This window comes from Mesorhizobium robiniae, assembly GCF_040545535.1.
GTDB lineage: Bacteria > Pseudomonadota > Alphaproteobacteria > Rhizobiales > Rhizobiaceae > Mesorhizobium > Mesorhizobium robiniae.
The window spans coordinates 454,131-469,549 of the sequence record NZ_JBEPMC010000003.1; the positions used below are offsets into that span (position 1 = coordinate 454,131).

The 15,419-nt window shown below is 60.9% G+C and carries 12 protein-coding genes; 5 read left to right on the forward strand and 7 right to left on the reverse strand.

What is annotated here, in order from left to right; translation table 11 throughout:
- Nucleotides 1–194: 194 nt before the first annotated feature.
- The 5 genes from ABID19_RS10355 to ABID19_RS10375 form a co-directional block, all read right to left on the reverse strand.
- Nucleotides 195–737: a hypothetical protein gene (locus tag ABID19_RS10355; protein WP_354490194.1), complete on the reverse strand. Its 543-nt coding sequence runs from the start codon at nt 735–737 to the stop codon at nt 195–197.
- A gap of 325 nt (nt 738–1,062) precedes the next feature.
- Nucleotides 1,063–3,237, reverse strand: a complete 2,175-nt coding sequence (locus ABID19_RS10360; RefSeq protein ID WP_354490195.1) for a malate synthase G — start codon at nt 3,235–3,237, stop codon at nt 1,063–1,065.
- A 254-nt stretch (nt 3,238–3,491) separates the two neighbouring features.
- Entirely contained in the window at nt 3,492–5,519 is a 2,028-nt protein-coding gene (locus ABID19_RS10365) for a hydantoinase/oxoprolinase family protein (RefSeq protein ID WP_354490197.1), read from the reverse strand.
- 239 nt (nt 5,520–5,758) lie between these two features.
- Entirely contained in the window at nt 5,759–6,130 is a 372-nt protein-coding gene (locus ABID19_RS10370) for an endonuclease domain-containing protein (protein WP_354490198.1), read from the reverse strand.
- Between the two features lie 130 nt (nt 6,131–6,260).
- Nucleotides 6,261–6,887, reverse strand: coding sequence for a CDGSH iron-sulfur domain-containing protein (locus ABID19_RS10375; protein WP_354490199.1), 627 nt, complete (start codon nt 6,885–6,887; stop codon nt 6,261–6,263).
- A gap of 331 nt (nt 6,888–7,218) precedes the next feature.
- Between ABID19_RS10375 and ABID19_RS10380 the strand changes: the two genes are divergently transcribed.
- Nucleotides 7,219–8,220, forward strand: a complete 1,002-nt coding sequence (locus ABID19_RS10380) for a DNA-methyltransferase (RefSeq protein WP_354490201.1) — start codon at nt 7,219–7,221, stop codon at nt 8,218–8,220.
- Nucleotides 8,183–9,886: a DGQHR domain-containing protein gene (locus ABID19_RS10385; RefSeq protein ID WP_354490203.1), complete on the forward strand. Its 1,704-nt coding sequence runs from the start codon at nt 8,183–8,185 to the stop codon at nt 9,884–9,886. The genes ABID19_RS10380 and ABID19_RS10385 overlap by 38 nt, the downstream gene beginning before the upstream one ends.
- An 8-nt stretch (nt 9,887–9,894) precedes the next feature.
- Here ABID19_RS10385 and lepA read toward each other — a convergent pair whose 3' ends face one another.
- Nucleotides 9,895–11,700, reverse strand: a complete 1,806-nt coding sequence (lepA, locus tag ABID19_RS10390; protein WP_354490205.1) for a translation elongation factor 4 — start codon at nt 11,698–11,700, stop codon at nt 9,895–9,897.
- Between the two features lie 212 nt (nt 11,701–11,912).
- Here lepA and ABID19_RS10395 point away from each other — a divergent pair, with 212 nt between their 5' ends.
- The 3 genes from ABID19_RS10395 (at nt 11,913) to msrA (ending at nt 14,413) form a co-directional block, all read left to right on the forward strand.
- Nucleotides 11,913–12,983, forward strand: coding sequence for a TadE/TadG family type IV pilus assembly protein (locus tag ABID19_RS10395; RefSeq protein ID WP_354490207.1), 1,071 nt, complete (start codon nt 11,913–11,915; stop codon nt 12,981–12,983).
- A gap of 245 nt (nt 12,984–13,228) precedes the next feature.
- Nucleotides 13,229–13,519 (forward strand): pentapeptide MXKDX repeat protein, encoded by a 291-nt coding sequence (locus ABID19_RS10400; RefSeq protein WP_292624703.1) that lies wholly within the window; start codon nt 13,229–13,231, stop codon nt 13,517–13,519.
- A 201-nt stretch (nt 13,520–13,720) separates the two neighbouring features.
- Nucleotides 13,721–14,413: a peptide-methionine (S)-S-oxide reductase MsrA gene (gene msrA, locus ABID19_RS10405; protein ID WP_435528713.1), complete on the forward strand. Its 693-nt coding sequence runs from the start codon at nt 13,721–13,723 to the stop codon at nt 14,411–14,413.
- Nucleotides 14,414–14,434: 21 nt separating this feature from the next.
- Here msrA and ABID19_RS10410 read toward each other — a convergent pair whose 3' ends face one another.
- Nucleotides 14,435–15,412, reverse strand: coding sequence for an alpha/beta hydrolase (locus tag ABID19_RS10410; protein WP_354490211.1), 978 nt, complete (start codon nt 15,410–15,412; stop codon nt 14,435–14,437).
- Nucleotides 15,413–15,419: the final 7 nt, after the last annotated feature.

Sequence of the window (15,419 nt, forward strand, 5' to 3'; positions counted from 1 at the left end):
GAGCTTTCCAGGTGAGTCAGACTTCCACTAACATACCAAACATACGGTATGTTTCAAAGATACTCCTTTCATTTTCCCGTCAAAGTCCGAGCCGTCGCCGGCGGCCAATGCCGCGGGCCGGATCCGCCTTGCCGGCGGGCCCGAAGCGGCCGGCCGGCGAGCTACGCAGCTATCGCCAATCGTTTCCGCGGCAGCTACTTAACCGGGATCATGAGATGTGCGTAGGGCGTGCCCGCCCACATCACATATGGCCTGGACGTGTCAGGCTTGGCGTCCGTCGGATAGCCCTGCATCATATCCGTTGCGTTGACGATCATCACGTGCGGGCCAGTCTCCACCCAGTTGTTGCCTTCCTCGGGCTTCGTCGCGTAGGGATCGGTGTTGCTGCCGTCGGTGCCGCCGGCCAGCATATACATGAAGCCGACCTTGCCCTTGGGCGGTTCCTTTTTTCCGATCCACGCCATCGCCCATTCCATCGCGTTGGCATCGCCACACATTGGATCCGGGCCAGGCGTGGCCGGGTTGTCCGGCATGCACCAGAAGCCGTTTGTGCCCTCGCGCAATGTGCGCATTGCGCCCTTCTCATCCATAGCGTGGATCGCAGCGCCGCTTGCCACAGCGGGGGGTGCGGCGGATTCTGCGCTCTTGATCATCGCAGCGTCGGCGGCGGCTGCGCCTTGCATGGCAAGCAAACTGCCCGCCGCCACAAGGGCAGCGACCGTCAGAAGCCGTTTCATGGCCGTTCTCCGGTTTTGAGTTGATCTTGTGCATGATGTCGGACGCACGGCCCTCCCAGAGCCGTTTGTCGGTGGTAAAATCCTACCAGATCGCATGCTCCGGGACAACGACGTTTTAGCGATTCCTAATATCTGTCGCGTGATTCATGCTGAAGTTCTGCTCCATCAATTCGCGCATTCTCTGCGTTGAATATCCCGGCATGCCTCCCCCAGATGCTCCGGAGCGGGCTGCAACGCGCGTTCGACCTGAGCGCGGATAGGCGCAGAATTTCTACCCCACCTGGAAACGTCCGACGTGAGGTCAGCGCTTTGCAGCGGCGGCTTGTTATCCCGCCCTTTCCTTCGCCTTCAGCTCCAGCCGTCGGGCATGCAACACCGGCTCGGTGTAGCCATTGGGCTGAACCCGGCCCTTGAAGACGAGGTCGCAGGCGGCGAGGAAGGCGATGGACTTGTCGAAGTCGGGCGCCATCGGCTGGTAGAGCGGGTCGCCTTCGTTCTGGCGGTCGACGATCGCTGCCATGCGCTTCATCGTCTCCATCACCTGGTCCGAGGTGCAGACGCCATGGTGCAGCCAGTTGGCGATGTGCTGCGAGGAAATGCGCAGCGTGGCGCGGTCCTCCATCAGGCCGACATCGTTGATATCAGGCACTTTCGAGCAGCCGACGCCCTGGTCGATCCAGCGCACGACATAACCCAGAATGCCTTGCGCATTGTTGTCGAGCTCCTTCTGGATGTCGGCCTGAGACCAGTTCGGCCGCACCGCTACCGGCACCGACAATATGTCGTCGAGCTTTGCCTTGGGCCGGCTCTTCAGCGCCGCCTGGACGGCATGCACATCGACCTTGTGATAGTGGGTGGCGTGCAGCGTCGCCGCGGTCGGCGATGGCACCCAGGCGGTGTTGGCGCCGGCCTTGGGGTGAGCGATCTTCTCCGCCAGCATCGACGCCATAAGATCGGGCATCGCCCACATGCCCTTGCCGATCTGGGCGTGGCCGGCCAGCCCGCATTCGAGCCCGGTGTCGACGTTCCAAGCTTCGTAGGCGGCGATCCAGGCGGCCTGCTTCATGTCGCCCTTGCGGATCATCGGACCGGCTTCCATCGAGGTGTGGATCTCGTCGCCGGTGCGGTCGAGGAAGCCGGTGTTGATGAAGACGACGCGGTCTTTGGCGGCGCGGATCGCCTCCTTCAGGTTGACGGTGGTGCGCCGCTCCTCGTCCATGATGCCCATCTTGATGGTATTCGCTGGCATCTCCAGCAGCGCCTCGACGCGGTCGAAGATCTCTACGGCGAAGGCGACTTCCTCCGGCCCGTGCATCTTGGGTTTTACGACATACATCGAGCCCGCGCGCGAATTTTGCCTGCGTCCGTTCGGCCCGACATCATGCAGCGCGATCAGCGCCGTCATCGCCGCATCCAGAATGCCTTCAGGCACCTCGTTGCCGTCGCGGTCCAATATCGCGGGATTGGTCATGAGGTGGCCGACATTCCTGACCAGCATCAGCGAGCGGCCGGGCAACGTCAGCGTGCTGCCATCGGGCGCGGTGTACGACCGGTCGGGGTTGAGTTTCCGCGTAAACGTCTCGCCGCCCTTGGTGATCTCTTCGGCAAGGTCGCCCTTCATCAGGCCGAGCCAGTTGCGATAAACCACGACCTTGTCCGGCGCATCGACAGCCGCGACCGAATCCTCGCAGTCCTGGATGGTGGTCAGCGCCGATTCCAGCACGACATCGGCGATGCCGGCCGGATCGGTGCGGCCGATCTGGTTGGTGCGGTCGATCACAATCTCGATATGCAGGCCGTTCCTGGTGACTAGGACAGCTTCGGGATTGGCGGCGTCGCCGCGATAGCCGGCAAACTGTTTTGGGTCGGCAAGCGTGGTGGCGCCGGCGCCTTCGCCCAGCCGCAACATGCCGTTGGCAACCGAAAGCCCGTTCACCCCTGCCCATTTGCCCGAGGTAACCGGCACCGACTCGTCGAGAAAACTCTTCGCCCAGGCAATGACCTTGGCGCCGCGCACGGGATTGAACCTCCCGCCCTTCTCGGCGCCGTCGGTCTCGGGAATGGCGTCGGTGCCGTAGAGCGCGTCATAGAGCGAGCCCCAGCGCGCATTGGCGGCGTTCAGCGCATAGCGCGCATTCATCACCGGCACCACCAGCTGCGGCCCGGCAACCACCGAAATCTCCGGGTCGACATTTTCCGTCGCGACGGAGAAGGCCGGCCCTTCAGGCACGAGATAGCCGATCTCCTTGAGGAACGCCTTGTAGGCTTCCATGTCGCTGGGCGCGCCATTGTCGCGATACCAGCGGTCGATCTGGTCCTGCAGGGCGTCGCGCTTTTCCAGCAGCGCCCGGTTCTTCGGCGAAAGCTCGTGCACGATGGCCGAGAAGCCGGTCCAAAAGGCGTTGGCGGCAATGCCGGTGCCCCGCAGCGCCTCGTTCACGACGAAATCATAAAGCTCGCGGGCAATCCGCAATCCGGCGATTTCGACGCGATCGGTCATCAGGGCTTCTCCAAGATGAAAGGCTTTGGCCGGGCCTTTGGCATGTCAGGGTAGCACGGTCAATTCAGCTTAGGGTGAAGGGGAGGTATTTTGGGGGCCATCTCCCCCCTCGAGGGGGAGATGGCCGGCAGGCCAGAGGGGGTCGGTCCGACCGGGCTCGGCCTCCTGCGACAGAAGGAAGTCGCGCTCCACGCGCGGCGACCCCCTCTGTCGCCTTCGGCGACATCTCCCCCTCGAGGGGGGAGATTACGCGCTCACACCGCAATCCTTGGCCTTCCCGAGGCCACCGCCACGACATGCGCCTCGATGAACATGCGCTGGCCTTCGACGGTGGAGACGCGGAATTCGCTGGCGACCTCGATCTCGGCGCTGTCGGTGCCGGCGTCCTTTGCCCGCCCGGCGGCAATGGCGCGCACGTCGGTTTCTGCCGCCGCGATCGCCGCCGCCTCGTCGCGAAAATCGCGCACGGTTTCGCCCGATGCGACGCGAAACAGCCCTTCCTTGGGCTGGCTGACCCGCGCCTCGGCCGAGACGCGGACCTGGCCAACGACGGCGCCGAGCGCATTGGCGACATCGGTATCCCTAGGCACGACGCAGTCATTGCCGACCAGCTCGGCGAGGCCGGCATAATGCAGCGGTGCTGAGGCGCCGAGGCCGATGACCGGCCGGTCGAGCGCGACGCTGAGGCGGGCGATGCCGGGATGGGAATCGACGGCGCGCTGCACCAGCGCGTGCGCCACGGTGGCGGCGCCATCCAGCCCGTCCTCGGCAAAGGCGGTTTCGAGGATGACTTCCGCCGACAGGCGGGTCAGCGTGGTCAGCACCCGTTCCGATATCGCCTCCGGCGAGGCGGCGATAGACTGTCCCCGCCCGTCGCGTCTGCGGGCGAACAGTTCGGCACCAAGACGGGCCGCGGCGGCATCCCAATTGGCCTGCTTGCCCAGCACATGGGCGGCGTCCGACGGCGTGAAGCCGGCGACATGCACCAGCCCGCGCGACACCAGCCGGTTCAAGGTGGCGTTCTGCGCGTTCGAGGTCAAAAGCCGGTCGACGGCGAGTGGCACAGCGCCGATCAGCTCATAAAGCTTGGCTTCGGCGCCGGTCAGGCCGGCAGCCAGCCGCTCCGGCACACCGGTCCTGACAGCCAGGCGGCCATCCATGCGGCCGGGGTTCGGCGCGCGGAGCTGGCGTTCGAGTTCCGATGTGACGGCTTCGCCATGTATCATGCCGGCCAGCGCCAGCGGCACCAGGCGGCGCGGCCCGAGCAGGATTCTCGGGTTCAGCGCGCCGTCCTCCAGCGCCACTTCGGAATCGCCGCCCAACCCAAAAGTGCGCATGGCCACCGCCTCGACCATGGTGCGGAAACCGCCGACGGTGGCGCCCTCCGGATCGAGCCTGGGACGGCCCTGGTCGAGCACGGCGACATCGGTGGTGGTGCCGCCGATGTCGGATACGACAGCATTGTCGAGGCCGGTCATGTGGCGGGCGCCGACAAGGCTGGCGGCCGGGCCGGAAAGAATCGTCTCGATCGGCCGCTGGCGGGCAAAGGCCGCCGAAACCAGGGCGCCGTCGCCGCGCACCACCATCAGCGGTGCGGCGATGCCGCGCTGGCCAAGAAAACCCTCGGTCGCCGCCACCAGCCGGTCGATCATCGAGATCAGCCGGGCGTTGAGCAGCGTCGTCAGCGCGCGGCGCGGTCCGCCGAGCTTGGCCGAAAGCTCGTGGCTGGCGGTGACCGGCAGGCCGGTCTTTTCGCGGATCAGGTCGCGGGCGGCGAGCTCATGCGCCGGGTTGCGGGTGGCGAAATAGGCGCAGACGGCAAAGCCGGACACCGAGGCGCCGAGCTCCGGTAGCGCCGCCTCCAGCCCGGACAAATCGAGCTTTGCCGCATTGCCGTGGACATCATGGCCGCCGGGGCAGAACACCACCGGGTCGGTGCCGAGTGCCGCCTTCAGCCCGTCGCGGGCAAGGTCGCCCTCGGAAAAACCGATCATCACCAGCGCCACGCGCCCGCCCTGGCCCTCGACCAGCGCGTTGGTGGCGAGCGTCGTCGACATCGACACCAGTTTTATCGCGGCCGGGTCGGTGCCGGCTTTTTGCAGCACCGCGTCGACCGCGCCCGATATGCCGACCGCCAGATCGTGGCGGGTGGTCAGCGCCTTAGCCTTGGCGAGCACCTTGCCACTTGGCCCGCCGGCTTCCGACCACAGCACGGCGTCGGTATAGGTGCCGCCGGTGTCGATGCCGAGGAACAGGGGGGAGGATTTGGTCTTGGCGGTCATATTTTTGGCAGGTCCGGGGATTTTCGTCTCCGCCCCTTAGCCGATACGGACCGGAGGATAAAGCCACGAGCGCTGGGCCAAGGGCGATGACCGTGGTGACGGCCAATCTCCCCCCTCGTGGGGGAGATGTCCGGTCCACCCTCCGCAGCTGCAGCGCAGCTGCTGCGGAGGACGGGCAGGACAGAGGGGGCGCTGTCCCGCCGGCCTTGCCGCGATCACAGTTCCTTCCGCCGCTTTATTCAGGACGCGCTTCCAAGCCCAGCCGCAATCACAATATGCTGGCAGACATTGTCGATGTCGTGGATGATGTCGTCATTCCAGAAGCGCAGGACGGTCCAGCCATCCTGCTCCAGACGTAGTGTCCTTGCCGCGTCGCCCACAACAGCATCGCCTTGCGCATGCTGGGAGCCGTCGACCTCGACGATCAGTTTCTTTTCCGGGCAAGCGAAGTCGACGATATAGCCGGCGATCGGAAATTGTCGGCGGAAGCCAAGCCCCATCAATCGGTGCGCGCGAAGCTCGTTCCAGAGCTTCAACTCGGCTGGTGTCATGACCTTGCGCATCGATCTGGCGTTTGCGCGATGTTTTGGCGGCAATGGCGTGTGAGGCATTGTGCTGCTGAAATTAGCGCTCTTCGGCGCCCCCCTCTGTCCTGCCCGTCCTCCGCAGCAGCTGCGCTGCAGCTGCGGAGGGTGGACCGGACATCTCCCCCACGAGGGGGGAGATTGGCAGCTTGGCCGCCTACCCGACAAACCCCTCCCGCTTGTGGCTACCATCGCAGAACGGCTTGTTAGCGGAATGGCCGCAGCGGCAGAGGAAGGTGCGTTGCGTGCGGTCGACCGTGTGGCCGGTGCCGGTGACGATTTCGAGATTGCCCTCGAGCTTGAGCGGGCCGTTGGTCGTCGGCGTCACCGTCAGCGGGCCATTCCGAGCCTCCAGCGCCGGCGTGTCCTTCAGCGCCGGCTCGCCGGTGGCGGCAAAGCCTGATTTGTTGTGGCTGCCGTCGCAGAACGGCTTGTTCTCCGAAGCGCCGCAGCGGCAGAGCGTGGCGCGATAAAACGTTTCGCCGCCGAGCACGATTTCGGCATGCAGCGCTAGCGGGCCGTTTTCGCGGATGCGCACGGTGTTGACCACCGGTGGCTTTTCCTGCGGGCCGCCATCCTTCCTGACATAGCTGATGGCGCCCGACGGGCAGCTTTCGGCAATCGCCACGATCTTCTCGACGCTGGCCGCCTCGGGATGGATCCACTGGCCAGGCGCGTTGGGCACGAAGACATGCGGATCGCCAAGCACGCAGTTGCGCGAATGGATGCAGCGCCGGCCGGAAAAGCCGACATCGATTTTTTCGCCTTCGACCGTGCCTGCCATGGGTGGGGTCTCCTGTCGGACTACGCTATGGCGGAGGTCAGCACGGCGTCAAGCTGGCAGTGCGGCTCTTGCCTTCTCCCACAAGAGGAGAAGGGGAGCGCCTCGCTACGGCACCAGATCAATCTCCTCGGTTTCGCCGCCGCTGTTGCCATTGTCGATTCGGCCGGAACATAGCAGACGGCGGAAAGCAGAGAGGAGTCGAGAGCTGACGGCGGCCACAACGAGCGCCCATCTGGATGGTTTATAAGCAAGTTAGATAGGAACAACTGAAGTAGCCTCCTGATTTGCTTTGTGTCATTTTGCTCCAACCGATTCGTCGTTGGAATTACGCATGAACCAGAGAATTTTTGCCTTCAGCGACGCTCAACGGCTCTCGTCGATCACCCATGGTGATGCACTGACGAAATTGGACGAATTAGAGGATAACTCGTTTCAGCTGGTTGTCACTTCTCCGCCTTACAATATAGGGAAGGAGTACGAGAAGGATAAGCGTCGCTCTCTTGAAGAGTATGTCGAGTGGCTTAAACCTGTGGTAAAAAAGGTATGCCAAAAAATTAGAGACGATGGAAGTGTATGCTGGCAAGTTGGCAACTATGTTAATAACGGTCAGGTTTTCCCTCTGGATCTCTTCTTTTACAAGATGTTTATTGACGAAGGATTTCAGCTAAGAAACCGTATAATATGGCACTTTAATTTTGGCCTTCATGCAAATCAACGCTTTTCCGGTCGATACGAAACGCTGCTTTGGTTCTCCAAGTCAGAAAGATATAAATTTCACCTCGACCCTGTAAGGGTTCCGCAGTTGTATCCAGGCAAAAGGCATGGAAATAAGCGGCCGGAAAAGGCTAATCAACCGAGCGGCAACCCACTTGGCAAAAATCCTTCAGATTTTTGGGAATTCTCGCCGGAGGATGCGTTTCTCCATAACCCAGTTTGGAATATACCAAACGTGAAAGCCAACCATCCCGAGAAGACTCTCCATCCCTGCCAGTTTCCTAGCGAACTCGCAGAACGTTGCGTGCTTGCCCTGACTGATCACGGAGACAAAGTTCTGGATCCCTTCGTTGGTGCGGGGACCAGCGTCATTGCAGCTATTAAACACGGCCGTGTAGGGATCGGGATTGAACAAAGCGATCAGTATGTTCAGATCGCCCAAGACCGTATTCTCAGGTACGAGACCGGGGATCTCGAATTGCGACCGGCCGGCAAGTCAATCAGACTGCCGAAAAAAGGCGAGAAGGTCGCGACACCTCCTAAAGAGTGGTTGGAGCGAACGACTTCTTCGGGAGGGGTAAATGAAGAAGGCAAAACCAAAACCAAAACTGACACCTGACGAAATCAAGGCAAAAAAGACAAAAGCCGACCATCGTAAGATGGTTCGCAGCGTCTTTGTCAAAAGTGGCTTCGCTCGCGTGTCGGACCTCTCAGACAAAGAGTTTACCTATGAAGGCCAAAAGACGGATTTCGACGACGTATGCGTATTTGAAAACATCCTGATTTGCTTGGAATACACCACAGCCGCGAATATATCTGCACATCTAAAACCCAAGAAGATCATTTATGATAAAATCGACGCCTCGCATGAGAATTTTGTAAATTTCTATTCCGCTTTAAGCGCCGATTTAACACAGAAATTACTTGCCAGTTACGATGCGTCTGAGGTCAAGGTGGTTGTGGTATATTGCTCGCTTAACGAAATTGACCCGTTGCTGAAACAGAACGTCCCAAACCCGACCTATCTAGACTATCCTGACCTGCGGTACTTCAAAAATCTCTCTGACTGCATTCGAAAGTCGGCTGCGCCTGAACTTCTAGATTTTCTAGGACTTAAGGAACAGGACATAGGTCAAGGTGGAAAAATCGGTGTAGGCAAAAAGACCGAGAGTTACCCTGGCTCACTGCTGCCCGAATCTAGTTCGAATTTCAGCAAGGGTTATAAGGTAGTTTCCTTTTACGCAGCCCCTCGTGTCTTATTGCGTTGTGCCTATGTGCTACGCAATGGAGGATGGCGCGGATCGTATAACCTCTATCAGAGGATGATATCCAAAACGAAAATTGATTCTACGCGAAAATACTTGAAAACGCACAGGAGAGTGTTCGTCAATAACATCATCGTCACGTTGCCTCACGACTGTCACATAACGGACAGCAATGGAAAAACGGCAGACCATGCCGTCATAAATAAAACCGAACCAGTGATAGTTCAAATTCCTGATCGGATTAACTCAATCGGCATTATAGATGGCCAACATCGAACTTATGCCTATCACGACTCTGTTACTGATGATCCAGAGATCGCCAAGCTGCGTAATAAGCAAAATTTATTGGTAACAGGGATCATATACCCGAATACCGCGAATGCCGACGAGAAGGAGAAGTTCGAGGCTAAGCTTTTTCTCGAAATAAACTCCACGCAGACAAATGCTAAATCAAGTCTCAGGCAAGCTATCGCAGCTATCTTGGAACCCTTCTCGGCCGAATCTATTGCCACAAGAGTGCTGGAGGCACTGGACCAGAGTGGCGGACCGCTATCTTCACAGATTGAGCGCTATTTCTTTGACAAGGACAAGCTCAAAACCACTTCGATTGTGAGCTATGCGTTAAAGCCTCTCGTTAAACCCTCCGGAACGGACTCGCTTTTCTTCTTGTGGAATCAAGCTGATAAAGAAAAAATGATCCCCGAAAATAACTACGATATGCTTAGCGCATACGTTTCTTTTTGTATCTCTCAGATAGACATGTTTCTATCTGCAGCGAGATCGTCTTTGCCAAAGGATAAGTGGACGACTGACAAATCTGTCGATGGGCGCATGCTGAACACGACGGTGATCAATAGCTTCCTGATATGCCTTCGGATTCTTATAGAAAATAAGAAGACAGGTACTTTCGATTACTACAAGTCAAAATTGACAGATCTAAGCAAATTTCCTTTTAAACAATATCATTCAAGTCAATATAAACAGCTCGCCCTTAAGATATATGATAAACACTTTGGATAGAACGCTGTTTAATCGCCCATCTTCAGCGCCTGGATAAAAGCCTCCTGCGGGATATCCACCTTGCCGAACTGGCGCATCCGCTTCTTGCCCTCTTTCTGCTTGTCGAGCAGCTTGCGCTTGCGCGAGACGTCGCCGCCGTAGCACTTGGCCGTGACGTCCTTGCGCAGCGCCGAGATGGTCTCGCGGGCGATAACCTTGCCGCCGATAGCGGCCTGGATCGGAATCTTGAACAGATGGTTCGGGATCAGCTCCTTCAGCTTCTCGCACATCAGCCGGCCGCGCTTTTCCGCCGCCGTGCGGTGGACCAGCATCGACAGCGCGTCGACCGGCTCCTCATTGACCAGGATCGACATCTTCACCAGGTCGCCTTCCTTGTAGTCGGTCAAATGATAGTCGAAGGAGGCGTAGCCCTTGGAGATCGATTTTAGGCGATCATAGAAGTCGAAGACGACTTCGTTGAGCGGAAGATCGTAGGTCAGCATGGCGCGCTTGCCGACATAGGACAGATCGGCCTGGATGCCGCGCCGGTCCTGGCAGAGTTTTAGGATGCCGCCGAGATACTCGTCCGGCGTCAGGACGGTGGCGCGGATCCAAGGCTCCTCGATGGCCCGGATCTTGACCACGTCGGGCATGTCGGCCGGGTTGTGCAATTCCTTGGTCGTGCCGTCGTTCAACAGCAGCCGGTAGACGACCGAGGGCGCGGTGGCGATGAGGTCGAGGTTGAACTCGCGCTCCAGCCGCTCCTGGATAATTTCCAGATGAAGCAGGCCAAGGAAGCCGCAGCGATAGCCGAAGCCGAGCGCCGCACTTGTTTCCATTTCAAACGAGAAAGAAGCGTCGTTGAGGCGCAGTTTGCCGACCGCGGCGCGCAGATCCTCGAAATCGGCGGCGTCGACCGGAAACAGGCCGCAGAACACCACCGGCTGCGCCGGCTTGAAGCCGGGCAGGGCCTGTGCCGTCTGGCGCTTGTCTTCGGTGATGGTGTCGCCGACGCGGGTGTCGGCCACTTCCTTGATCGAGCCGGTGAAGAAGCCGAACTCGCCGGGGCCGAGCTCGTCGACATTGATGCGGGCGGGGGTGAAGACGCCGGTGCGCTCGACCAGATACTTGGCGCCGGTGCCCATCATGCGGATGGTCTGGCCCTTCTTCAGCACGCCGTCGATGATGCGGACCAGCACGATGACGCCGAGATAGGCGTCGTACCAGCTGTCGACCAGCATCGCCTTCAGCGGGGCAGCGATATCGCCCTCGCGCGGCGGCGGCAAATCGTTGACGATGGCTTCGAGCACGTCGGGAATGCCGAGGCCTGTCTTGGCCGAGATCAGCACGGCGTTGGAGGCGTCGATGCCGATCACCTCCTCGACCTGCTCGCGGATGCGCTCGGGCTCGGCCGCCGGCAGGTCGACCTTGTTCAGCACCACGACGATCTCGTGGTTGTTGTCGATGGCCTGGTAGACATTGGCCAGCGTCTGCGCCTCGACGCCTTGCGAGGCGTCGACGACCAGCAGCGAGCCCTCGCAGGCGGCCAACGACCGCGACACTTCGTAGGCGAAGTCGACATGTCCGGGCGTGTCGATCAGGTTAAGGATATAGTCCTCGCCATTGCTGGCGCGGTATTTCAACCTGACGGTCTGCGCCTTGATGGTGATGCCGCGCTCGCGCTCGATATCCATCGAGTCCAGCACCTGCTCCTTCATGTCGCGCAGCTCCAGCCCGCCGGTGGACTGGATCAGCCGGTCGGCAAGCGTGGATTTGCCATGGTCGATATGGGCGACGATGGAGAAATTGCGGATGTTCTTGATCGGCGTTGTCATGATGGGGCGGCTTTAGCAGGGGCGGCTTGCCCGGGCAAGCGGCGGGGCGTGCGGCCAGTCGCTGCGCATGCATTGGACGCCAGCATTGGTCTGAAGCGCTTGTCCTGCCGGCCGCGGGAGCAAAGTCGTTAAACTTTGATCCATCCCGTTAGAGCATAGTTCGCGCCCTGCGTGATAGGGCACACCCCGTCACCGTTTGGGGGAACCAGGACATGTTGCAAGCCGGACGCCATTTTCTCGATTCCGGGAGCGGCTCCTTCGCGCCGATACTCGCCATCGCACTTATCCCGATGATTGCCACACTAGGCTTTTCGCTCGACTACAACTCGGCCGTTACGACCAGGGCATCGATGCAGAACGCGCTCGATGCCGCGACCCTGTCGATCACGACGCTGCCGACGGACACGTCATTGGCGGACCGTCAGGTGAAGCTGCAGGAGTCATTCGCCGCCAATAGCGGGCAAGGCGCCGCCAAGCTCGACGGCTTCGCCGTCGCCGCCGACGGCACCGCCACCATCAATGCTTCGGCCCGTTTTGCCATGCCGACCAATTTCATGCAGATCGCCCGTATCCCAACGGTGCAGGTCGGGGTTGCCTCGGCGGTGCGCAAGAGGCCGGCGCTGCTGGAGGCCACGTTCAAGGTGGACCTGGTGTCGGGCTACTGGGGCAAGACAATGACGCTCTATGGCACGAAATTCGGCGAGAAGAACGCCAATCCGCTGATGAAGATCACCTACACGTACAACAATCATGGCGATCCGAAAGGCTACGGCACGGCCACCGTGTACACGGTCAACGGAACGACGGAGACGCAGGTCCAGAAGCAGGAATGCAAGACCGGCAAGGTGGACAACTTCTCCAACTTGCCGTCCGGCGCGATCAAACAGACTGACAAAAATGGCAAGAAATACGTGACCACCTGCACCAACACTATGACCCCCGCGGACGGACCCGGCGCGGTGATCGATGTCAGCCAGATGGATACGCTGTATTTGCAGATGGACGTGCCATCGGCCTCCACGGCAAGGCCGCGTCAGCCAGCCGTGCTCAAGTCCAATGATTCGAAGACGTCGGACCGGTTGTACATCGACAGCGTCGAAGTCGCAAAAGGCGAGACGGTGGACATATTCACCGCCGTGCCGTGCGGCCAACCCAGCAAGCAGGCCTGGGAAGACGGCGGATCGGCCGTGCCGGCACCTGTCGAGAACGCCGACTTCTTCTACACCGTGACCGGCAAGTGCGGTTTTAATCAGCGGCCTTCGGAAACAGTGCTTACGCAATAGGCCACCGGCAGGTTTCGCGTCGCACCGACAACACCGCTCGGCTTCCGCCGGGCGGTGTTTTTGCTTGTGGCAACGGGTGACGTCATTTCAGGGCGTGCGAAGGCGGCGCCACTTGCATTCCCCGCCCTGGTAAGAAAGCAAAGAACGATCACGAAGCGGTGAGGCCTGTAACGAAGTCTCCGGCCCCGGCGAAGAGCTGATGGGATCGCCATTTCCGGCGCGCCACCAACCCAGAGGAGACCACCATGACCGACTTCACCCGCCTGACGCTGCCGGCGCTTGCCTTCGCGCTTTGCTCGACGGCGCTTTTCGCCGGTGGCATCGCCCGCGCCGAGGATGCGATGAAACCCGCCGACCCGATGGCTACGGACGCCATGAAGCCCGCCGATGCCATGGCTACCGACGCGATGAAGCCGGCCGATCCGATGGCCGCCGAAAAGATGAAGGACTGCATGGACAAGGCAGCCATGGAAACCGACGCGATGAAGAAGGACGAGGCAACGAAGGCCTGCGACGCAATGGGCACGGCCAAGTAGATCTGTCAGCCTCGGCAATCCCTGTCCAGTCTTGGCGGCCCGGCGCGGGCAACCCTGCGCCGGCGCAGCACTCACGGCCCATATGCACGGCAATGTGAGACGCTGGCGGACCCAAATGTTCTATAGTCTCAACACCGTCATGGGAGATCAGACATGAATGGCATTCGAGAACCGGTTGCGAGGCGGTCGACGCGCTTCGTCATGAGTGCGCTTGCGGCGATGATGCTCGCGGCGACGGGCGCCGCCTTGTGGCAGACGCCGGCAATCTCGGCCGAGGCGGCGGTGGTGATCCCGCCGCCGGCGATGGACGAGAAGCCCGCCGCCGGCACCGAAAAAGCGGTCTTCGCCGGCGGTTGCTTCTGGGGCGTGCAAGGCGTGTTCCAGCACGTCAAAGGCGTGACCAGCGCCGTCTCCGGCTATGCCGGCGGCGACAAGGACACCGCCGTCTACGAGACGGTCGGCACCGGCCGGACCGGCCATGCCGAAGCCGTCGAGATCACCTACGAGCCATCAGAGGTGACCTACGGCCAGCTGCTGCAGGTGTATTTCTCGGTCGCGCACAACCCGACACAGCTGAACTACCAGGGTCCGGACCGCGGCCCCCAATACCGGTCGACGATCTTTGCCGAAAGCGACGCCCAGAAAAAGATCGCCGAGAGCTACATCGCCCAGCTCGACAAGGCCAAGGTGTTTCCAGAGCCGATCGTGACCACGCTGGAGAGCGGAAAACCGTTCTATCCGGCCGAAGACTATCACCAGGACTTTTTGACGCTGAACCCGACCTATCCCTACATCGTCTACAATGACCTGCCCAAGGTCGAGAATTTGAAGAAGCTCTTTCCGGATCTCTACAGCGACAAGCCGGTGCTGGTGATGGCCGCCAACAAGAGCTGAGTGCGAGGCGGAACAGGCTCACTACAGCCACTCGCCCTTGCCGAGCGTGGCGATGGCGGCGACGATGCGCGAAAAGGCTTCGCCGGCCCGTGGCACGGTCTTGCGGGCGCGCAGGAAACTGTGCACGAGGCGCGGTTCCTCGTGCCACCAGGCGCGGCCGCCGGCGGCAAGGATGCGGTCGCGATAGGCTTCGCCGTCCGACGACAGCGGATCGCATTGCGCTGATATGACGACAGTCGGCGGCAGGCCGGAGAAGTCGGCGTCGCGCAGCGGTGAGAAGGTCGGGTCGTCCGGTGACTGTGCCTTGCCGGAGCGGACCTGGCGGTAGAATTCGATGTCGCTGAGCGTCAGCAGCGGCGCTTCGGCGTGTTCGACATAGGAGCCGGCGCTTTCGTCTCCGCCCAACTCGGGATAGATCAGCACCTGGCCGATTGCAGGGCGAGGATGGCGGCGCGCCGCATGCGCGACTGCGGCGGCAAGATTGCCGCCGGCGCTTTCGCCGCACAGCACGATCGGCAGGCCAGCTGTGTCAGCCGCCCATTCGAACACCGCCAGCGCATCGTCGAAAGCGGCCGGATGCAGATGTTCGGGCGCCAGCCGGTAGTCGACGGACAGCACGGCAAAGCCGGTGCCGGCGCAGATCTCGGCGCAGATGTCGTCATGGCTGTCGAGCCCGCCGAGCACGAAGCCGCCGCCGTGATAATAGACGACCATCGCCTGCGGCGCCCTGCCCGCCATCTGGTAGTGCCGGATCGGGATCGCATGATCGTCGGCGGCAACCGCGCCGTCGCTGGCTTCGACGCCTGCGGGAGTGCCTGCGTGGAATGCCCGGCACATCGCGTCATAGACCGACCGCAGCTTGTCGACCGGCAGGTCCGTGCCGGGCGGATACCATGCGTTGACCCGGTCGATATAGGTCCACAGCGCCGGGTCGAGCAGCGTCGCATATTTTCCGCGCTTTGCTGTCTCGGGCTTTGCGGCATCGCTGACCATCGCCATCGCGTCC